This window comes from Cytobacillus gottheilii (assembly GCF_900166665.1).
GTDB lineage: Bacteria > Bacillota > Bacilli > Bacillales > Cytobacillaceae > Cytobacillus > Cytobacillus gottheilii_A.
Genome location: NZ_LT800494.1, coordinates 2,123,416 through 2,142,064 on the forward strand (window position 1 = coordinate 2,123,416; position 18,649 = coordinate 2,142,064).

At 39.1% G+C, this 18,649-nt stretch carries 24 protein-coding genes; 18 read left to right on the forward strand and 6 right to left on the reverse strand.

Going from position 1 to position 18,649, the window contains the following annotated elements; translation table 11 throughout:
• Nucleotides 1-36: 36 nt before the first annotated feature.
• Nucleotides 37-234 (reverse strand): hypothetical protein, encoded by a 198-nt coding sequence (locus tag B7E07_RS10540; RefSeq protein WP_080845828.1) that lies wholly within the window; start codon nucleotides 232-234, stop codon nucleotides 37-39.
• A 157-nt stretch (nucleotides 235-391) separates the two neighbouring features.
• Here B7E07_RS10540 and B7E07_RS10545 point away from each other — a divergent pair, with 157 nt between their 5' ends.
• Nucleotides 392-724 carry a hydrolase gene (locus B7E07_RS10545; protein ID WP_080845829.1) on the forward strand — a complete coding sequence of 111 codons (333 nt, stop codon included), beginning with the start codon at nucleotides 392-394 and terminating at the stop codon, nucleotides 722-724.
• On the opposite strand, the gene B7E07_RS10550 is transcribed toward B7E07_RS10545, so the two are convergent.
• Nucleotides 698-937 carry a hypothetical protein gene (locus tag B7E07_RS10550; protein WP_080845830.1) on the reverse strand — a complete coding sequence of 80 codons (240 nt, stop codon included), beginning with the start codon at nucleotides 935-937 and terminating at the stop codon, nucleotides 698-700. The genes B7E07_RS10545 and B7E07_RS10550 overlap by 27 nt on opposite strands.
• 204 nt (nucleotides 938-1,141) lie before the next feature.
• Between B7E07_RS10550 and B7E07_RS10555 the strand changes: the two genes are divergently transcribed.
• The 11 genes from B7E07_RS10555 to B7E07_RS10610 all read left to right on the forward strand — a co-directional run bounded on the left by B7E07_RS10555 (nucleotide 1,142) and on the right by B7E07_RS10610 (nucleotide 10,833).
• A complete protein-coding gene (locus B7E07_RS10555) occupies nucleotides 1,142-2,218 on the forward strand; it encodes a hypothetical protein (protein WP_080845831.1) in 1,077 nt (358 codons plus the stop codon).
• Nucleotides 2,205-4,370 (forward strand): molybdopterin oxidoreductase family protein, encoded by a 2,166-nt coding sequence (locus B7E07_RS10560; RefSeq protein ID WP_080845832.1) that lies wholly within the window; start codon nucleotides 2,205-2,207, stop codon nucleotides 4,368-4,370. The genes B7E07_RS10555 and B7E07_RS10560 overlap by 14 nt, the downstream gene beginning before the upstream one ends.
• Before the next feature lie 5 nt (nucleotides 4,371-4,375).
• The gene (locus B7E07_RS10565; RefSeq protein WP_066444816.1) at nucleotides 4,376-4,936 is read left to right on the forward strand and encodes a 4Fe-4S dicluster domain-containing protein; all 561 of its coding nucleotides are present in this window, start codon (nucleotides 4,376-4,378) and stop codon (nucleotides 4,934-4,936) included.
• Nucleotides 4,937-4,949: 13 nt separating this feature from the next.
• Nucleotides 4,950-5,474 (forward strand): Rieske (2Fe-2S) protein, encoded by a 525-nt coding sequence (locus tag B7E07_RS10570; RefSeq protein WP_080845833.1) that lies wholly within the window; start codon nucleotides 4,950-4,952, stop codon nucleotides 5,472-5,474.
• Between the two features lie 180 nt (nucleotides 5,475-5,654).
• The gene (locus B7E07_RS10580) at nucleotides 5,655-5,966 is read left to right on the forward strand and encodes a hypothetical protein (protein ID WP_080845835.1); all 312 of its coding nucleotides are present in this window, start codon (nucleotides 5,655-5,657) and stop codon (nucleotides 5,964-5,966) included.
• Nucleotides 5,953-6,234, forward strand: coding sequence for a hypothetical protein (locus tag B7E07_RS10585; protein ID WP_080845836.1), 282 nt, complete (start codon nucleotides 5,953-5,955; stop codon nucleotides 6,232-6,234). The genes B7E07_RS10580 and B7E07_RS10585 overlap by 14 nt, the downstream gene beginning before the upstream one ends.
• A 210-nt stretch (nucleotides 6,235-6,444) precedes the next feature.
• Nucleotides 6,445-7,755, forward strand: a complete 1,311-nt coding sequence (locus B7E07_RS10590) for a NarK family nitrate/nitrite MFS transporter (RefSeq protein ID WP_080845837.1) — start codon at nucleotides 6,445-6,447, stop codon at nucleotides 7,753-7,755.
• A 200-nt stretch (nucleotides 7,756-7,955) separates the two neighbouring features.
• The gene (locus B7E07_RS10595; protein ID WP_080845838.1) at nucleotides 7,956-8,594 is read left to right on the forward strand and encodes a sensor histidine kinase; all 639 of its coding nucleotides are present in this window, start codon (nucleotides 7,956-7,958) and stop codon (nucleotides 8,592-8,594) included.
• A gap of 47 nt (nucleotides 8,595-8,641) precedes the next feature.
• Nucleotides 8,642-9,295: a response regulator gene (locus tag B7E07_RS10600; protein ID WP_080845839.1), complete on the forward strand. Its 654-nt coding sequence runs from the start codon at nucleotides 8,642-8,644 to the stop codon at nucleotides 9,293-9,295.
• Nucleotides 9,296-9,310: 15 nt separating this feature from the next.
• A complete protein-coding gene (locus B7E07_RS10605; protein WP_080845840.1) occupies nucleotides 9,311-9,745 on the forward strand; it encodes a GAF domain-containing protein in 435 nt (144 codons plus the stop codon).
• An 11-nt stretch (nucleotides 9,746-9,756) separates the two neighbouring features.
• Nucleotides 9,757-10,833, forward strand: coding sequence for a PAS domain-containing sensor histidine kinase (locus B7E07_RS10610; protein WP_080845841.1), 1,077 nt, complete (start codon nucleotides 9,757-9,759; stop codon nucleotides 10,831-10,833).
• Between the two features lie 98 nt (nucleotides 10,834-10,931).
• On the opposite strand, the gene chrA is transcribed toward B7E07_RS10610, so the two are convergent.
• The 4 genes from chrA to fbpA form a co-directional block, all read right to left on the reverse strand.
• A complete protein-coding gene (chrA, locus tag B7E07_RS10615; RefSeq protein ID WP_080845842.1) occupies nucleotides 10,932-12,110 on the reverse strand; it encodes a chromate efflux transporter in 1,179 nt (392 codons plus the stop codon).
• Between the two features lie 13 nt (nucleotides 12,111-12,123).
• Complete coding sequence (locus tag B7E07_RS10620) at nucleotides 12,124-12,435, reverse strand: PadR family transcriptional regulator (RefSeq protein WP_080845843.1); 312 nt, start codon at nucleotides 12,433-12,435, stop codon at nucleotides 12,124-12,126.
• Nucleotides 12,436-12,708: 273 nt separating this feature from the next.
• Complete coding sequence (locus B7E07_RS23715; RefSeq protein WP_176215174.1) at nucleotides 12,709-12,846, reverse strand: hypothetical protein; 138 nt, start codon at nucleotides 12,844-12,846, stop codon at nucleotides 12,709-12,711.
• Between the two features lie 26 nt (nucleotides 12,847-12,872).
• Nucleotides 12,873-13,025 carry a Fur-regulated basic protein FbpA gene (gene fbpA / locus B7E07_RS10625; protein ID WP_080845844.1) on the reverse strand — a complete coding sequence of 51 codons (153 nt, stop codon included), beginning with the start codon at nucleotides 13,023-13,025 and terminating at the stop codon, nucleotides 12,873-12,875.
• A gap of 184 nt (nucleotides 13,026-13,209) precedes the next feature.
• On the opposite strand from fbpA, the gene B7E07_RS10630 reads away from it, so the two are divergent.
• The 6 genes from B7E07_RS10630 to B7E07_RS10655 all read left to right on the forward strand — a co-directional run bounded on the left by B7E07_RS10630 (nucleotide 13,210) and on the right by B7E07_RS10655 (nucleotide 18,493).
• Nucleotides 13,210-13,542, forward strand: coding sequence for a MerR family transcriptional regulator (locus B7E07_RS10630; RefSeq protein ID WP_080845845.1), 333 nt, complete (start codon nucleotides 13,210-13,212; stop codon nucleotides 13,540-13,542).
• A 198-nt stretch (nucleotides 13,543-13,740) separates the two neighbouring features.
• Nucleotides 13,741-14,499, forward strand: coding sequence for a threonine/serine exporter family protein (locus tag B7E07_RS10635; RefSeq protein ID WP_080845846.1), 759 nt, complete (start codon nucleotides 13,741-13,743; stop codon nucleotides 14,497-14,499).
• A 15-nt stretch (nucleotides 14,500-14,514) separates the two neighbouring features.
• Nucleotides 14,515-14,955, forward strand: a complete 441-nt coding sequence (locus B7E07_RS10640) for a threonine/serine exporter family protein (RefSeq protein WP_080845847.1) — start codon at nucleotides 14,515-14,517, stop codon at nucleotides 14,953-14,955.
• Between the two features lie 75 nt (nucleotides 14,956-15,030).
• Nucleotides 15,031-16,749, forward strand: a complete 1,719-nt coding sequence (locus B7E07_RS10645) for an ABC transporter ATP-binding protein (RefSeq protein WP_080845848.1) — start codon at nucleotides 15,031-15,033, stop codon at nucleotides 16,747-16,749.
• A gap of 198 nt (nucleotides 16,750-16,947) precedes the next feature.
• Complete coding sequence (locus B7E07_RS10650; RefSeq protein WP_080845849.1) at nucleotides 16,948-17,823, forward strand: carbon-nitrogen hydrolase family protein; 876 nt, start codon at nucleotides 16,948-16,950, stop codon at nucleotides 17,821-17,823.
• Entirely contained in the window at nucleotides 17,816-18,493 is a 678-nt protein-coding gene (locus tag B7E07_RS10655; protein ID WP_080845850.1) for a GNAT family N-acetyltransferase, read from the forward strand. The genes B7E07_RS10650 and B7E07_RS10655 overlap by 8 nt, the downstream gene beginning before the upstream one ends.
• Nucleotides 18,494-18,649 lie beyond the last annotated feature (156 nt).

Below are 18,649 nucleotides of genomic sequence, written 5' to 3' on the forward strand. Positions count from 1 at the left end.
AAACCTTGAATATGAACGTTTTGTCACAGCTTCTTTTTATTCCTGATGCTTCTTCTGGAGGATATGCCTTCCTTTCATACTGAATTTACTCCATATCTCTTTCAACTTTATGAGAACGCTCTCTGTTGATCGTTCTGATTTTAATAGCTTACGATAAAAGAAGAAATGGATCGCTTCCTCCAAAAGAATGAGAAACAGAAAGAGACTTCCTATCAGCACTAGCCAAAATGTCATCTCAATACCTCCTTATCCTTCATCCTATTGAAATCTTGGTGATATTATGCAGGATCTTATTTCTATTTTCCCTATCCCAAACTTTCATAAACAGTCCAGGTTTAGGTATTTAATAGAAGGGAATAAAATAAAAAAGATTCTGATGAGGAGGGCCGGTATGACACATTTAATGAAAACCTATTATATCGATATTGAAAATAAAGTCATCCACCAAACACCTGAAGCAGCTGAATGGCATTTTAAAATTTTTGCTCCAGAAGAAGAGGCTGCAAAAATCAGTGATGAATTACGGAAGAACTATAATGCGGATTTAAAGACATATGTAAGATCACATATCCCATTTTTGGAATACCATCATGACCCGCAAAATGATGAATATGATGAAGCAATAGAGAAAGTGTACGAGATGATTTACCGGTACGGTGATGAAGAAGCGAAGGAACATATTGAGCGGATGGGGATACTATCTGAAAAGGAAAAACAGTCCTAACAGGGCTGTTTTTTTTATGAATAAAAAAGAACCATCATGATGATCATCTAATGAATGGTTCTTGTGTTTTATACGGTATAAAGTTTCGTCTTTTGTTTTTGTTCTTCTCGTTCTCATATCTGCGGAAGCAAATGGACTGCGGCTTTCTTCAGGATTTCTTCTTCCTTCACGAATTAGCTTTTCTCGTTTCTTTTTAGCAGATGATTTAGCCATTGCGTATCACTCCTTTAATTGGTTAGTCATATTTTACCATAAAATAGCGCTGTTTGCAGGGATTGATCATAAAAAAGGATTCACTAAATAAAAATAAGGGTTTTTCCCTGCAGAGATAGGGAAGTTCCCCGATATGGCATTCTTCTAATCTCCTATACAATGAAATCATAAAATATGTGAAGGTTGTAACAAGGAGGAGTAAACATGGAAACAGCCAAAACTGAGAAAGCTGTTACTTCAATTAATCAGGCATTTGCTTCAAGATTCGCGAAATCAATGTTTCTATCCGTTATAGGGCTTGCAGTCCTATCATTTATCGGAACGAGAATGTTTACGCATGTCGATTTAAATTTATACGGTTATATGGTTGGAACGATCATATTTTTAGGGGGCTTCTTCTATCGCTTTATTGCTTGGGGAGAACGCCCGCCAACTAAAATTATCATTAAAAAGGGAATAAAGCTGCTTTTCAGAAAATCAACGCCTAAAACATCAGTAGAACAGCTGGCAACATATCGTTTTATTTGGAATAGGGGAATTTACCGATGGACACAGCACGTCATGATGGGCTGGGGAGTAATTTTGTCTTGTCTCGTAACTTTTCCGCTAGTGTTCGGCTGGATGTACTTCACGATGGATGAGAATGGGATGTACAACATCATCCTAATGGGCATTCAAATTTTGACAGTGCCAGCTGATGGATTGATCGCTAACTTTTCTTATAATGCTTTAAACATCTCAGCAACCATGGTAATTATAGGTGTTTGCATGGCGCTTTACCGTCGTCTAAAAAATATGCAGGCACGAGCAGAGCAAAAATTTCTATACGACTTTCTTCCATTATATATGCTGCTCTTTATCAGCATAACGGGATTAGCTCTTACATTCAGCAATGTATTCCTGCATGGATTTGGACATCCGGTTATGTCACTCATTCATCAATGGTCGGTCATTATTACATTAATATATCTGCCTTTTGGTAAGCTTGCACATATTCCATTTAGACCATTAAGTGTTTTTGCGAGGAACTATCGAGAGCATTATATGGAAGCTGCACCAAAGCAATGCAAGGTTTGCGGCAATGAGTTCGTTTCAACAGAACAATCAAATGACGTTATCAATGTTCTTCAGACAAATCAAATTCAATTTCAGACAGAGGATGGGCACCACCTTGCAGAGCTTTGTCTTCCATGCAGAAGGAAATACCGGATGGCACAGTTTTCAGGGTTTCCTACTCATGAGGTAAAGGTTAAGGAGGCAAACCAAAATGCAAAGGGATAAGTTTTTTAAAGAAATCGAAAATGTGAATCACCCGAATGAAAAATTAATTAAAACACATTGCAGTTATTGTGGAATGCAGTGCGGCATGAATCTGCGGGTTAATACATCTACAAACAAAATCATTGGGGTTGAGCCGAGATATGACTGGCCGGTTACAGTAGGAAAAATGTGTCCAAAAGGGGTTACAGCTTACCAGCAGACGAATCATGATGATCGCCTATTAAAACCTCTGATTCGTGACGATGCATCATTAAAAGGTACAACAAAAGGTTTTAGGGAAGCAAGCTGGGATGAGGCATACGACCTGATCGCTAAAAAATTTACAGAGCTTCAAGAGAATTACGGGAAAGACAGTTTATCCGTTTTTAGCGGAGTATCAATGACAAATGAAAAATGTTATCTGACAGGGAAATTTGCACGTGTTGCACTAGGAACAAAATATATCGATTATAATGGCCGTTTCTGTATGTCAAGTGCTGCCGGCGGTTTCCTAAGATCACTGGGGGTTGACCGCGGATCTACCTTGCCTTGGACAGATATTCATGAAACAGATTGCTTATTCATCGCTGGCAGTAATACAGCAGAATGTCATCCGACCTCTATCTTCCGCTTATGGAATGTACAGGAGCGAGGCGGTTATATCATTGTTGTGGACCCAAGGGAAACACCTATTGCCAGAAGAGCAGATGTACACTTAGACATCCGACCTGGTACAGATTTAGCCTTAGCAAATGGAATATTACACTTATTAATTGAAAATGGATATACTGATGAACAATTTGTGAACAATCACACAAATGGTTTTGAAGAAACAAGAGAGCTTGTTAAAGAATTTACTCCGGAATATACAAGTGAAATTACAGGTGTTGATCCGGAAAAAATTATTAGAGCAGCTGAAATCTACGGTAAAGCTCCTAACGCGGTAGTGATGTTTGCAAGAGGAATTGAACAGCAGCATAAAGGTGTTGACAATGTATCCGCATATACAAACATGGCACTTGTAACAGGGAAGATCGGCAGACCTAAATCAGGTGTAGCAACATTTACTGGACAGGGAAATGGACAGGGTGGCCGTGAGCATGGTCAAAAATCAGACCTGCTGCCGGGTTACCGTAAAATCACAAATCCAGAACATGTTAGAGAAGTTTGCCAATTCTGGGGAATCACAGAAGATGAAATGCCAAAGGCTGGTGTTTCTGCATACGAACTCTTTGAATTGATGGCTAAAAAGGAAATCCGCGGCTTATATCTGCTGTGTTCCAATCCAGCTGTATCCGCTCCTAATTTAAACTTTGTCAGAGAAACACTGAAAAATTTAGATTTCATGGTATGTGCAGATTTCTACCTATCCGAATCAGCTGAATTTGCTGATGTAGTCTTGCCATCAGTGACATGGTCAGAAGATGAAGGCACAACAACCAACCTGGAAGGACGAATCATCAAAATTAATAAAGCACAAGAACCTGTTGGAGAATCAAAGCCAGATTGGCAAATGCAGGTTGAGCTGGCAGAACGTCTAGGAAGAGGTAAGTACTTCTCCCATCTGAAAACGGCCAGAGATGTTGCGGATGAATTCAGAGCAGCTTCAAAAGGCGGCTATGCCGACTACTACGGAGCAACCTGGGAAAAAATCGAAAAACAAGATGGAGTCTTCTGGCCATGTAAAGATGAAGACGATGAAGGAACTCCACATATGTTCCTTGATAAGAAATTCTATCATGCAGACGGAAAAGCTAAGATTTGTGCATTGCCATATCGCAAGTCAGCTGAAGAGCCAGATGAAACCTATCCATTGCGAATGACCAATGGCAGGGTAGTCTACCACTATCTATCTGGTAATCAAACGAGAAGAATTCCGTTTCTGCGTGACATGTGCCCGGAACCTTTTATAGAGGTTCATCCGCAAACAGCAGAAAAATATAAGATCTCCCATGAAGAAGAGGTACGTCTTTACACAAGAAGAGGAGAAGCTTTTTACAAGGTTAAGATAACGGAGGCAATTCGTCCTGATACGGTCTTTGTGCCTTACCATTTCGGCCATGAAAAATCTATCAATCTGCTAACGATTGCTGCACTGGATCCTATGAGCAGAATGCCTGAATTTAAAGTTTGTGCAGCCCAAATCGAAAAGCTTGATCGAGAGAAGGTGTAACAGCAATGAAAAAGAGACTTTATATAGAGCTTGAAAATTGTATAGGCTGTAGATCTTGTTTAGCAGCCTGTACACAGTGCGGAGGTCATGAAGAAAGAAACAGAAACTACGTTTATGATGTGAATCCGCTGGTGAGCAGACAGACGATGCCCTTAATGTGTCTGCATTGTGTGAATCCTGCTTGTGCCCGCAGCTGTCCGGCACAAGCCATTCAAATTCACGAAACAGGAGCGGTGCTTTCAGCGCTGGTTGAAAAATGCATCGGCTGTCAAAACTGTACGATTGCCTGTCCATATGGTATTCCAAAATTTGACGAAGAGCAAAACCTGATGTACAAATGTGATCTTTGTATCGACCGTACGAAAGATGGAATACCGCCAATGTGTGCGAGCGTCTGTCCTTCTAACACACTGCAATGGCTAACTGAAGAAGAAATCGAGCAAAAACAAAAGCAATACAACATGTCTAACGGAAAATGGGTAACAAGTCAGCCATATTTAGAAGGCGAAACAAATGTAAAAGTAAATCTTCCTGGTATTCTCCAGGGCATTACAAAGCTTTATTAGGAGGTGGACGGTAATGAAAGAACGTAATAATAAGATTCCTTTTCCAGAAGATAACTATACTCATAACATTCATCGAGAAAATGAGAGAAAGCTGGATCGCCGCGGGTTTATGAAAACCCTAGTAGGTGCAGCAGGAGTATTTGCTGTATCTTCCCTGCCATGGGGAGCAGTTGCAGCAAAAGAGCTGATGGGATTAGGTGAAAAAGAGTATCCTCATAAAAAAATTGCGGACCTTGAAAACCTGCCTATAGGTGATGCTGTAGAGTTTAAATTTCCAGGGGAACATGATGACGCTATTTTAATCAGACTTGGAGAAGAGAAATTTGTTGCTTATCAAAATGCATGTACACATTTACGATGTCCAGTATTTTGGGTGAAAGAGCAGGGAGAAATGGTTTGTCCTTGTCATCATGGCAAATTTGATGTGGAAACAGGTGCACCGACAGCAGGCCCGCCTAGACGTCCGCTTCCTGAAATTCAAGTAGAAGTAAATCAAGGTGCTGTATACGCAGTAAGGGTGAAGAGATATGAAGCGTAGTTATATCGGTGTCCTTCTCCTCAGTGCTGTTTTATTTCTGAACATCATCTTCACACAATATATGGTGCATCAATATTTCTATGAAAATTATGTAAACACATTGATCTTTTGCGGCTTAAATATCGTCATGTTCCCAATAGCTTTCCTTCTCTATAAAAAAACAAAAAAGGCGTGAGTGCTATGAATAGTGAAACATATATCGATTTTTGTTTTATAAGAGAAGGCAGTGGAAGGTTCAAAGAGGAAATTGATCAGCTGCTACGAGAACTGTTCGCTAAAATTCGGCTGAACTGGTACTTAGACGTAAAACAAAAAGATGGCCTTGAGATCGTCGTTGCGGAAATTAAAGGGATGAGCAAATGGCAGTCCGAAGATGAGCTGGTACAGTTCATAGAGACAAATGCAAAAGAAGACTTCTGGACGTATCTGCAAGGATATAAAGCTTTTATCTATCCTCAAAGTAAGGGAGGGAAAAGCTGTGGAGTCCGATAAAAAGAATAGCTTAAGCATGTTCATACATGAAGATGTAGAAATAGCCATTATCGATACAGATGGAGAGGATCAGGCACCCCTCTTAACAAAAAGAATTGAACGGATAGAAAATTGTCCTGATCACACTCATTTTAGAATGTATGTAAACCACCTTCAGTTTTTGGCCATTCCCATGGAAGCACGATTTGAATGGAAGAATGATCGACTGATCGCTACTGATGAAAACAGTCAGCTGCAATACTGCATTCGAAAAATAACGAATAACTGAGTGATCGGAAATCTCGCTGCTGGCAACTGATTAAAGTAAGTAAAGCCAATAAGCGTAAAAGGGTATCTGTACATGCTTTAATGATGACTTTTTAATAGAAGGCAATTTTAAAACTGTGACAGATCGTTTTTAAAGAATTGAATCCGTAATCTTTAACACACAGCAATGCCGAGTCTAATGAAAAGTATTGTAACAGGAAGGTGAAAAGAAATGAAAACGAAAAGAATAAACGACTGGATGCCTGAAAATGAACAGTTTTGGCAAACACAAGGAAAAAAACATGCTAAGCGAAACTTATGGATTTCAGTTCCTTCTTTAATGATGGCTTTTATTGTATGGCAAATTTGGTCTGTTGTCGCTGTACAATTAAATGAAATAGGCTTCTCATTTACAGATGAGCAATTATTTACTTTAGCAGCAGTACCAGGACTTGTAGGAGCAACATTACGATTCTTTTACACATTTGCTGTGGGAACATTTGGCGGAAGAAACTGGACCATTATCTCTACAGCAGTCTTAGCTATTCCAGCGATCGGTATTGGTATGGCGGTTCAAAATCCTGAAACTCCATATTCAGTGATGCTATTACTGGCTGCATTATGCGGGCTTGGCGGAGGAAATTTCTCCTCTTCATCAGCAAATATAAGCTTTTTCTATCCTAAAAAGGAAAAAGGTACTGCCTTAGGAATCAATGGCGGTTTAGGAAACATGGGTGTATCAGTTGTTCAATTTGCTACACCGCTTGTGATCGCCAGTGGAGCATTTGCATTCTTCGGAGATAGCCAAACCTTAGCAAGCGGTGAAAAGGTATGGCTGCAAAATGCAGCATTTATCTGGGTCATTCCGATTGCAATTTTAACCATTGCTGCTTATTTTGGAATGGATAATCTACCGAATACGAAACAATCTGTTGGAGATCAATTTGTTGTATTAAAACGGAAGCATACTTGGATTATGACCATTCTTTATGTTGCAACTTTCGGTTCATTTATTGGGTATTCTGCTGCATTCCCATTATTATTAAAATCACAATTCCCCGAACACATGGGCTTGGCATTCCTTGGTGCATTTTTAGCTGCAGCTGCACGTCCGGTTGGGGGCTGGCTGTCAGATAAATTTGGAGGAGCATCCGTTACAGCATGGGTATTCGTTGTCATGAGTGCTGGTGCAGGCGGAGTGATCTACTTTACTAAACAAGCTTCGTTTGCTGGGTTTTTAACAGCTTTTCTAATATTGTTTATCGCTGCTGGAATTGGTTCTGGTTCAACCTTCCAGATGATACCTGGCATCTTCCCTGTGAAAGAAGCTGCTCCGGTATTAGGTATAACAGCTGCTTTTGCGGCATACGGCTCTTATTTTATCCCGCAATTATTCGGCTGGTCCACTAAGTCAACTGGAACACCTGTCAATGCATTATATATTTTCATAGTGATATATGTCATATCATTTTTACTGAATTTCTTCTATTATCAGCGTAAAGCTAAGTTGAATACAACCTATCCTTTAAAGAAAGCTAACTAGATTTATAACCTGAATTGGCCTGCCTCGCACTTTCTGCGGGCAGGCCTTATGTCCATTTTAGCTGGACTTTAAGGACTGACTTGGTGACGCTGCTTGATCTTTGTATTATTGAGTTTGCCAGCCGGCAAATTTTATTTTCTATGATAACCCTATAAACATACTGGTTAAATATTTTATACTTATTGAAGGGAGTGTATTAATTGGAAAAGGAGCATGTTATCAGTCATTATATTATTGCTTCACAAGAAGACGAAATTAAAAGGATATCAATTGAATTACACGAAGGTGTGGGGCAGACACTATATAGTGTGTTGACAGGGCTGGACTACTTAGAAGGCAATATGCAGGAACCTGGAATGAAAAGTTATTCTGCAGAAATACGTGAGCAGTTAAGCAAAACGATACAGGAAATTCGGCTGTTATCTCTGGAATTACATCCCCCTGCACTGACCTCTTCAGGTATTACAGCAGCTCTTAAAAGTTATCTGAAACTATATACTTCAACCTATGGAGTTATTACAAAATTATCATCTGCGGGCGATGAACGAATATTACTTGAAAAACAAAACATTATGTTATACCGTGTTTGTCAAGAAGCATTAGGAAACATTGCCAAATATGCCGACTCAAGTCTAGTTCATATAGAATTAAATTGGGAAGCTGAAAATTTAATGATCGAAATAAAAGATTTCGGCAGGGGCTTTGATATTCATACAGGTTTAGCCAAAAGGTCAGGATTAGCAGCCATGTGTGAAAGAATGGAGTTAATTGGAGGAACGTGTTTAATATCATCAGCTGATGGAGATGGAACCTGTGTAAAGCTTTCATTACCATACTAGATAGAGATAGCATGTAAAACGGGGAAATGGACAAAGGGGGAAAAGTAATGATTAAAATCTTGCTGTGCGATGATCATGCGGTAGTGAGAATGGGATTAAAGATGCTATTGAATAATCACCCTGAACTCGAGGTTATAGGGGAAGCATCTGAAGGAGATGAAGCGATTGAAAAATCACTGGAGCTTGAACCGGACGTAGTGGTTATGGATTTAAGTATGCCACATGGAAAAGATGGATTAAGCGCCACAATTGAGTTGAAAAAGAAAAAGCCCGAAATTGCGATATTAATCTTAACGATGCATGATGATGAAGAGTATTTATTTAAAGCCATTCAGGCAGGTGCGTCTGGCTGTTTATTGAAAAGTTCTCCACATGATGAACTGATTTCAGCCATCTACAGTGTTGCTTCAGGTGAAGCGTACCTGCATCCTTCTGCAACGAAACGATTGATGGAGGAATATTTAAATACAGTAAAAAGCGGAGATACTGATCATTTTGAACTGCTCTCCGATCGGGAAAAGGAAGTTTTAACGTTAATAGCCAAAGGTTTCTCTAATAAAGAGATTGCAGAACAGCTTTTTATCAGTGTTAAAACAGTTGAAACACACAAGAGCAATGTAATGGAAAAACTAAAAATGAAAACGAGGCCAGAGCTTGTACAATTCGCATTAAAAAAAGGGCTGCTGGGCTATGGAATATAGGGTGGTGACCAAGATATGGATGACCAGAGGATTCTTCATGTGTTAGAGGAACTGCTAAGTAATGTACCGTGTGAATTTGCGGCAATCGCTATTCAGATTCCAAAGGGAACAGATGTTAAATGGAAGCATGCCGCCGGTAACTTGAACGACAAATATAAAAGAATTACCCTGAGATATGGAAAAGGGATCGCTGGAAGAGTCATTTCTACTGGGACCCCCATTCACCTTGATCGTTTTCCAGAAAATATTATCGGCAGAGACTTAGAGTATCCGATTATGCTTGCTGAGAAGCTAATCAGCGCCTATGCAGTTCCAATTCCACTAAACGGAAGTGCAAAAGGCGTGCTGCTAATCGGACGCCGTGTTAGACAGCCATTTCAGCTTAAGGAACAAAAGGCTGTAAGAGATTACACTAGTAAGCTGGAAAAGATGGTATTCATTCATGATTAGGAGAGTTTCAGATGAAGAATACAAATAACCCTCAACATAAAAAAGAAGATTTGCAAGATAGCAGGCATACTGCTGGTGATACATTAAGAGATGAGGCGTCCTATCATAAAGAGCTGAGTGACATGAAATTTGCTTTAGATGCGTCTTCTATCGTAGCGATAACCGATCGAAAAGGTAAAATTACATATGTTAATGATGAATTTTGCAGAATTTCTAAATATAACAGAACTGAACTGATAGGTGCCGATCATCGGATTATTAATTCTGGTTATCATCCCAAATCATTTTTTAAGCAATTATGGGATACGATTAATCAAGGTGAGGTTTGGAAAGGAGAAATAAAGAATAGATCAAAAGATGGGAGCAGTTACTGGGTTGATACAACGATTGTGCCGTTCCTTGATGGGAATAGAAAACCATATCAGTTCTTAGCAATCAGACATGAAATCACAAATCGTAAAAAAGCAGAGCAAGAGATTCAAAAGATGATGACAAGAATGATTAATCTGCAGGAAAATGAACGGAAAATCATTTCACGGGATCTCCATGATGGGGTCGGGCAAAATTTATATAGCCATATGATTACAATCAATCGCCTTCAATCTGAAGTGAACCACCCTCTACTTGAACAGCTTTACACGGAAACAGCAGAAATTATTGAAGAGCTTAGAGATATTTCAAGAGAGCTGCGGCCATCTGTGTTGGATGATTTAGGTTTATTGCCTGCCATTCGTTCTTATCTGCATCGATTTTCGCAATACCATCAAATCGACGTGCAATTTACCAGTAATTTAAATGAACGGCTTAGCACCGAAAAGGAATTAACTATATATAGAATCATCCAGGAAGCATTAACGAATATTCGCAAATATGCTCAAACGAATGAAGCTTTTTTGACCATCCGTGAATTAGATCATGAACTTAGAGTGGTTATTGAGGATTTTGGCACTGGGTTTGAATACGATGAAATTCAGAAAGGGATCGGCCTTTTTAGTATGGAAGAGAGAGCAAGAGTAGAAGGAGGCTCTTTGGATATCCATTCTGAAAAAGGCCGTGGAACAAGGGTAGTTTTGGTTATGCCTATATAAATAAAAAACAGCAAAAACTCTGCCATACAGCTGGCAAGAGTTTTTGCATCTAAAGTTAACTGTAGATGTCTGTTGATTTAGGGCGTGACATGAAAGTTCTAAAGCATATGCAGGAGTGCACCGCCTAGAGCACCTGTGACAACGACAATCCAAGGTGGAAGTTTCCAATAATTCAGCATAAAAAATAAAATGGCTGCTAATGAAAAATCGGCTGCAGAATGAATGGTGCTTGTCCAAATTGGATCATATAAAGCAGCGATTAAAATTCCTACAACTGCTGCATTTATCCCATACAATGCAGCTCTCATATTCTTGTTTTTGCTGATCTGCTGCCAAAAAGGCAATGTTCCAGCAATGAGTAAAAATGCAGGTAAAAAGATAGCTGCAGTAGCAAGTAATCCCCCCTGCCAGCCATTAATGATCGTTCCAAGGTAAGCTGCGAAGGTAAAAAGCGGACCAGGAACAGCTTGAGCTGCACCATAACCAGCAAGGAATGCTTCTTCTGAGAGAAACCCGCTAGGAACAAATTCCATCTCTAAGAGTGGAAGCACGACATGTCCCCCTCCAAAAACAAGGGCACCTGAACGATAAAATCGATCAAATACGGTGATCCATTCTGCCGAGAAGATTTGTTCAATAATTGGCAATAAAAACAATATAGCAAAGAACATGACGAGCGAGAACAAAGCGAATTTTTTAGAAACAGGTACATGGAGATTTGTTTCTTTATGGTCGGCCACATTTTTATAAACGAGGAAGCCGATGATTCCCGCTAAAATGATAATCAAAATTTGTGTTATTGTTGTTTGCCATAAAACAGCTATGACAACAGCGAGCAGGGTAATCGTTTTTCTTGGGAAATCTGGTGCAAGATTTTTTGCCATCCCCAATACAGCTTGAGCAACAACTGCAACTGCAACAATTTTCAATCCTTGAATCCATCCTAAATCAAACTGATTGAAGCTTTGCAGTGTCAGTGCGAATAAAATAAGGGCCAAAACAGAGGGAAAGGTAAACCCGATAAACGAGACAATTCCTCCAAGCCATCCGGCTCGTACCATCCCGATTCCTATGCCAACTTGGCTGCTTGCAGGACCAGGTATAAACTGACATAATGCTACAAGCTGTGCATAACTGTCTTCATCCATCCATTTTCGTTTCATTACATATTCATCTCTAAAATAACCTAGGTGTGCAATTGGCCCTCCGAATGAAGTTAGCCCTAATCGGGTAGAAACAAGTAAAATCTCCCATAAGCTTGCCAGTTTGTTTTTCAATCATCTCCACTCCTTAAGAATCTTTTATTTCTTTGAATAGTTCAAAAGCTTTCTTCCTGGCTTCCAGTAAGATCTCTTTTCCTTTTTCCGTTGTGCGATAATACTTTCTAATCTTTCCCTCCACTTTTTGCTTTTCCTGCTGAAGCAAACCATCATTTGTCATGGAGTGCAAGATGGGATAAAGTGTTCCCGCGCTCATTGAATATCCGTGTTCCTTCAATTCATCTAACATCCATAAACCATATATGGGCTCCTCGTCAGCATGGTGCAAAATGTGAATATGAATAAAGCCCAGAAATAACTTTCTGAGTACACGATCTTCCAATAGAACCACTTCCTTTCTGTTATCGAAAAGCAATATTGGAAACCGATAATAGTAGTGTATCTAGATTTTTTACTGAAATCAAGTAAAAACAGGTTAGGTAATAATATAAAAGAAAGCAAAAGAATTAAATCATTTGCTTGGAGATGTTCCTAATTAATAAAAATAACTTTTAAAAAACAGCAAAAAAAACACCGATATCCAGTGTTTTATATATGGTATATTGAAACACACCTGAAAAATAATGCTTCCTCGTAATGTAATTAAACGATCAGCTTAGCTGTTTTGTACTCTTCGGATTAACTCATATGCTTTGTCTCCAGTCATTTCAGCTAAGTTTTCCCATATTTTATCCCGCAAAATATCTAGTTCAATGATTTTTCTGGCCAGTTCGACTGCTTTATGGCTTTCCATTCTTCTAGTCCTCCTCGTTATTTTTATTATTTAACGCCCATATGTTTCTTTGATAAAAGTTCAAGTTCAGTGAGTGTTAAATTTTGCAGTTGCTCTAATTCCTTGGATACGCCTGCTTTTACGAGCAGCTGGATTAAATAGTTGCGTTTTTTTTCAACCGCTTTTCGTAAGTATTGCATAAATATTCTCCTCCAGTTCGGCTTATTTCTGTCAGTTTAAATGATTCCTATATAACTTTCATCGATTATGTAAGATAAACTGACATGATTTTTAATAATGTTATATTTTGTAACATATATAGTGAAAAAATCTAACAAACATGTATAATAGAATTAAAACCTTTTCATTTGGGGTGGTCTCTGTATGGAAAATGAAGCATCTTATAAAAATAGAAAGGTCATTTCAATCGGAACAGTAAGTGAGCTAACGGGATTAAGCGAAAGGCAAATACGTTATTACGAAGAACGCAAACTGATTTTTCCTGAAAGATCAGATCGAGGAAATCGTAAATATTCCTTTATGGATGTTGAAAGATTAATTGAAATTGCAAACAAAAGAGAAGAAGGCGTAAGAACAGATGAGATACTTCAGGAATTAAAGAAAAAGAAAAAAGAAGATCCAGTGACGAGAAATAAAATGATTCAAGGTCAGATCAATGCCCGTTTCAACCGTTCCAGCCCTTATCCAAAGAAATGAAAGGAAGTGTTATTCAATATTTAAAAATAAAAGCTCGCGTGTATGCGAGTTTTTTTATGCTTCCAATTTCAAATGTTTTCATTTGTAAACGTTCTCAATAATGGAAATATTGTATGATGTAATAAGGACTTTATAAAAGGGCATATTTGGATTAAGATGAATGAGCAAGAATGTGTGACATGGAAGGAGGCGAAGAGAATGGAGCATAAGTTTCCTACCAGCTTGGAGGTAATTGATATATGCTTACTGGCAGGGAAAATCATGCTTCAATGTGGAGCAGAAACATATAGGGTTGAAGATACGATGTCAAGAATGGCGGCAACCTTTGGTATTCCTCATTCTCATAGTTATGTGACGCCAACAGGTATTATTTTTTCAGTTGACGGCACAGAACCAGCTAAGCTGATCCGTATTTCTGAACGAACAACGGATTTATATAAGGTTACATTAGTAAATGGAGTTTCACGGAAGGCGGCCAGCGGGGAATTAACGAGCCAGCAGGCATACATACGGCTGAAAGAAATTGAAGAGGCTGATTTTACCTTTCCTATTTACCAGCAAATTATTGCGGCTGCCATTGCGAGCGGTTGTTTTATGTTGATGTTTTTAGGGCAGTGGAGTGACTTCATTCCCGCTGTAATATGCGGTGGAATCGGTTTTACTTCATTTGTCTATCTGCATCGGGTTGTCCAAATAAAGTTTTTTTCTGAATTTCTTGCTTCATTAATTATTGGTCTTACTGCCTTTTTGTTTATAGAAAGCGGTATTGGTGCACAGCTGGATAAAATAATTATTGGTTCCGTTATGCCGCTCGTGCCAGGGCTGCTCATAACCAACGCAGTCCGTGACTTGATGGCGGGGCATCTTGTATCAGGATTATCTAAAGGAGCAGAAGCTTTTTTAACGGCTTTTGCCATTGGAACGGGAATTGCTGTCATTTTTGCATTTTATTCATAAAGGAGGCGGGGACAGATGTTTACACATTTAATTACTAGTTTTATTGCCTCCGCAGCATTTGGTATCTTGTTTAATGCACCAAAGAAATCTTTGCTTCAGTGTGGGTTTGTTGGGATGGTTGGCTGGATGATTTACATAATTCTTGTTGATCGCTATTTTGATGCCGTTGTTTCCTCTTTAATTGCTGCTTTTTCCATTGCAGTGCTGAGTCAAATGTTTGCGAGGTATTACCGAACCCCCATTATCATTTTTAGTGTGTCAGGAATCATACCGCTCGTCCCGGGAGGACTTGCTTATGATGCAATGAGAAACTTTGTGGAAAATGATTATAATACGGCTATTCAGCTTGCAGCTAAAGCATTTATGATTTCTGGATCGATCGCTGTTGGGCTTGTTGTATCAGAGGTTCTTAATCAGCTGATTCGGAAAATACCATTAAGAAAGGTAAAAAGTTAGTTAAAGGCTTGTAACAGCCTGTTGTTGAGCATATAATCCAAGTAGCGTAAAAATCTGAAAGAATAGGAGAACAGGATGATCCGTCGTTTTTTTACTTATTATAAACCTCATAAGAAATTATTTATCATTGATTTTTCGAGTGCGGTAATCGTAGCGCTCCTGGAACTGGGCTTTCCTCTCGCGGTGCAATGGTTTATCGATGACCTGCTGCCAGATGAGAATTGGGCCATGATTGTATCTGTTAGTGCGGGATTGCTTGCCTTTTATGTAACAAGCACATTTCTCCAATATATTGTCAACTATTGGGGGCATATGCTTGGCATTAATATAGAAACGGATATGCGCCAGCAGCTGTTTAATCACGTTCAGCGCCAATCGTTTCGATTTTTTGATAATACAAAGACAGGTCATATTATGAGCAGGGTTACAAATGATTTAATGGATATTGGCGAACTTGCCCATCATGGACCTGAAGATTTGTTTATTGCCGTCATGACTTTCTTTGGTGCCTTCGGGATCATGCTGACGATAAATGTTAAGCTTGCCATTGTTTCTATTATTATAATGCCATTCCTAATTTGGCTGATTGCTTATTGTAATGTCCGCATGAATAAGGCCTGGAAAAAGATGTACGGTGAGATCGCCAATGTAAATGCGCGAGTTGAAGATAGTGTATCCGGCGTACGGGTTGTTCAATCTTTTACAAACGAAAAATTTGAGATTGCTAGATTTATGAAGGATAACCAGACGTTTCGTAAAGCAAAACTAGGAGCTTATAAAATTATGAGCTACAGCTCCTCCGGCATTTATATGATGACCCGTTTAATCACTTTGCTCGTTTTAGTTTATGGTGCGTGGTTAAGCTTTACAGGAGAGCTGACACATGGGCAGCTTGTCAGCTTTATCTTATATGTAAATGTATTATTAAAGCCGATTGATAAGATTAGTGCGCTTATGGAACTTTATCCAAAAGGCATGGCTGGATTTAAACGATTTACAGAATTAATTGATACGGAACCTGAGGTGGAAGATCGGAAGGACGCGATTGAAGTATCAACCTTAAGGGGAGATATCCGGTTTGAGGATGTCAGCTTTAGCTATGATGAACATAAATCCGTTCTTAAGGATATCGACCTAACGATAAGAGCAGGAGAAACTGTAGCGTTTGTTGGACCATCGGGTGCTGGGAAGACAACAATCTGTTCCTTAATTCCACGTTTTTATGATGTGTCGAACGGCAGTATTAAAATCGATGGTATGGATCTGCGAGACATGACAAAGCAGTCACTTCGCGCGCAGATCGGGATTGTGCAGCAGGATGTTTTCTTATTTACTGGAACAATAAAGGAAAATATCGGATATGGGAATCTCGACGCTTCTGATGAAGAAATATATGAAGCTGCAAGAAAGGCACATTTAGAGGATTTTATTGCTGCACTTCCATTTGGATATGAAACACAAATTGGCGAGCGTGGCTTGAAGCTTTCCGGAGGACAAAAGCAGCGGTTAGCCATTGCCCGCATGTTCTTAAAAAATCCGCCTATTTTAATTTTAGATGAAGCAACATCTGCGCTTGATACAGAAACAGAGCGAATCATTCAAGCGGCATTAACTGAGCTTGCTAAAAATCGTACTACATTGGTTATTGCACACAGACTGGCAACCATTCGCAATGCGGATCGGATAGTTGTTGTCACAGAAGAAGGGATTGCAGAAGAAGGCAGTCACGATGAGCTAATTGAAAAAGGCGGCATTTTTGCTAATCTGCACAAAGTTCAATTCCAAAAAGCGTAGGATAAAGCAGTGAATCACATCGATTCACTGCTTTTTATGTTAGTAGAGTTCATGACTTAGGGATAACTTGCACTTTCAGGGAAATTAGGACTGCTTCTAATTGTTTTTTTTACGAAAAAGGGTACACATAGTGTTTATTATCCTGTAAAATCATTGATAATTCATGAGTTCCATTGTGATGGAGAAGGAGGACGATAAATGAAAATGAGAGTATCAGCTGTGCAATATCATTTGCATAGTATCAAGTCTTTTGAGGAATTTGCTGCCCAGTGTACACATTATGTGAAAACAGCTCAGGAGTTTGGTGCAGAGTTTGTTCTCTTCCCTGAATTCTTTACTACACAGCTGCTTTCCATAGGAAGTGAAGCGGGAGGAAGCTTAACAATAAATGAACTTCCAGGCTTTACAGAACAATATAAAAATCTGTTTATAAGCCTTGCGATCAACAATAACCTTCATATTATAGGAGGTACACATGTTATTTCCCGAAACGGAAAGCTTTACAATGTTGCCCACTTATTCTATCCCGATGGAAGAGTAGAAGAACAAGCAAAACTTCATATTACTCCAACCGAGGTAGATGAATGGAATATGTCTGCAGGCGATCATTTTCAAGTGTTTGATACGGATAAAGGCAGAATTGCAATTTTAACTTGCTATGATATAGAGTTTCCAGAGATTGTCCGGATCGCAAAAGCAAAAGGTGCTGATGTCATTTTCTGTCCTTCATGCACTGATGACCGGCATGGATTCCATCGCGTCCGTTATACTTCACATGCCAGAGCTATTGAGAATCAAGTTTATGTAGTGGTTACTGGAACGATTGGTTCACTGCCAACTGTAGACTTTATGAGAGCAAACTTTGGTCAGGCGGCCATTATTACTCCAAACGATATACCATTCCCTCCTAAAGGGATTATGGCAGAGGGCGAGTTAAATGATGATATGATTATTACAGCCGACCTAGATCTAAACCTACTTTATGAAGTTAGAGAAAGAGGCTCGGTAACAACTTGGCGAGACCGCCGAACTGATTTATATATAGACTGGGAAAAAGAGAATATTGATGGATAAACAGATCCAATATTATAGCGACTTTTATATAAACGCCAACGGGAAAAATGCTCCTGCAGTCATAAGGAATTATGATAAAAACGATTTTGAACAGTTAATTCAAATCCAAGCCGAATGCTTTCCCCCTCCATTTCCATCAGATTTATGGTGGAATGAAGAGCAGCTTATGAGCCACATACAACACTTTCCTGCGGGGGCATTATGCATTGAAGTAGACGGTGAGCTCGCTGGATCTTTAACTGGATTAATGATTAAGTTTGATCCGAATCATCCTGAACACACGTGGGAAGAGGTAACGGATAATGGATATATTCGCACACATGATTCTCAAGGTGATACGCTGTATATTGTTGACATTAGCGTTAAACCTAAATTTCGGAAGCTTGGCTTAGGAAAGTTGCTGATGGAGGCGATGTATCATGTTGTCATCCAATTAAATCTGAAGCGTCTTCTTGGCGGAGGAAGAATGCCAGGTTATCATCGTTTAGCAGATACCTTATCTCCTGAAGAATATATAGAAGAGGTAGTGAGCGGAAACGTAAAAGATCCTGTGATTTCTTTTCTGCTCCGCTGTGGCAGAAAACCTATAACTATATGCAAAAACTATTTAGAAGATAACGAATCATTGAATTATGGTGTATTGATGGAATGGAAAAACCCATTTATTTAGGGGATTATGTTGCTGCCAACCTAAACTGGCAGCTTTTTTTATGTTACCTATAAATTTATTTTTCTTACTTGGAAAATTCTATTACAATAAAAAAAATATGTGGAAATTTGACATTTAATATAATAAAATGACAATATGTCTAAATTACCATGACAA

Coding starts and splice junctions, on each gene's coding strand:
- B7E07_RS10655 (WP_080845850.1), top strand. CDS start 17,816: ATGGATAAACAGATCCAATATTATAGCGACTTTTATATAAACGCCAAC.
- B7E07_RS10650 (WP_080845849.1), top strand. CDS start 16,948: ATGAAAATGAGAGTATCAGCTGTGCAATATCATTTGCATAGTATCAAG.
- B7E07_RS10550 (WP_080845830.1), bottom strand. CDS start 937: ATGGCTAAATCATCTGCTAAAAAGAAACGAGAAAAGCTAATTCGTGAA.
- B7E07_RS10555 (WP_080845831.1), top strand. CDS start 1,142: ATGGAAACAGCCAAAACTGAGAAAGCTGTTACTTCAATTAATCAGGCA.
- B7E07_RS10540 (WP_080845828.1), bottom strand. CDS start 234: ATGACATTTTGGCTAGTGCTGATAGGAAGTCTCTTTCTGTTTCTCATT.
- B7E07_RS10600 (WP_080845839.1), top strand. CDS start 8,642: ATGATTAAAATCTTGCTGTGCGATGATCATGCGGTAGTGAGAATGGGA.
- B7E07_RS10630 (WP_080845845.1), top strand. CDS start 13,210: ATGGAAAATGAAGCATCTTATAAAAATAGAAAGGTCATTTCAATCGGA.
- B7E07_RS10610 (WP_080845841.1), top strand. CDS start 9,757: ATGAAGAATACAAATAACCCTCAACATAAAAAAGAAGATTTGCAAGAT.
- B7E07_RS23715 (WP_176215174.1), bottom strand. CDS start 12,846: ATGGAAAGCCATAAAGCAGTCGAACTGGCCAGAAAAATCATTGAACTA.
- B7E07_RS10570 (WP_080845833.1), top strand. CDS start 4,950: ATGAAAGAACGTAATAATAAGATTCCTTTTCCAGAAGATAACTATACT.
- B7E07_RS10640 (WP_080845847.1), top strand. CDS start 14,515: ATGTTTACACATTTAATTACTAGTTTTATTGCCTCCGCAGCATTTGGT.
- B7E07_RS10545 (WP_080845829.1), top strand. CDS start 392: ATGACACATTTAATGAAAACCTATTATATCGATATTGAAAATAAAGTC.
- B7E07_RS10605 (WP_080845840.1), top strand. CDS start 9,311: ATGGATGACCAGAGGATTCTTCATGTGTTAGAGGAACTGCTAAGTAAT.
- B7E07_RS10580 (WP_080845835.1), top strand. CDS start 5,655: ATGAATAGTGAAACATATATCGATTTTTGTTTTATAAGAGAAGGCAGT.
- fbpA (WP_080845844.1), bottom strand. CDS start 13,025: ATGCAATACTTACGAAAAGCGGTTGAAAAAAAACGCAACTATTTAATC.
- B7E07_RS10565 (WP_066444816.1), top strand. CDS start 4,376: ATGAAAAAGAGACTTTATATAGAGCTTGAAAATTGTATAGGCTGTAGA.
- B7E07_RS10645 (WP_080845848.1), top strand. CDS start 15,031: ATGATCCGTCGTTTTTTTACTTATTATAAACCTCATAAGAAATTATTT.
- B7E07_RS10590 (WP_080845837.1), top strand. CDS start 6,445: ATGAAAACGAAAAGAATAAACGACTGGATGCCTGAAAATGAACAGTTT.
- B7E07_RS10635 (WP_080845846.1), top strand. CDS start 13,741: ATGGAGCATAAGTTTCCTACCAGCTTGGAGGTAATTGATATATGCTTA.
- B7E07_RS10560 (WP_080845832.1), top strand. CDS start 2,205: ATGCAAAGGGATAAGTTTTTTAAAGAAATCGAAAATGTGAATCACCCG.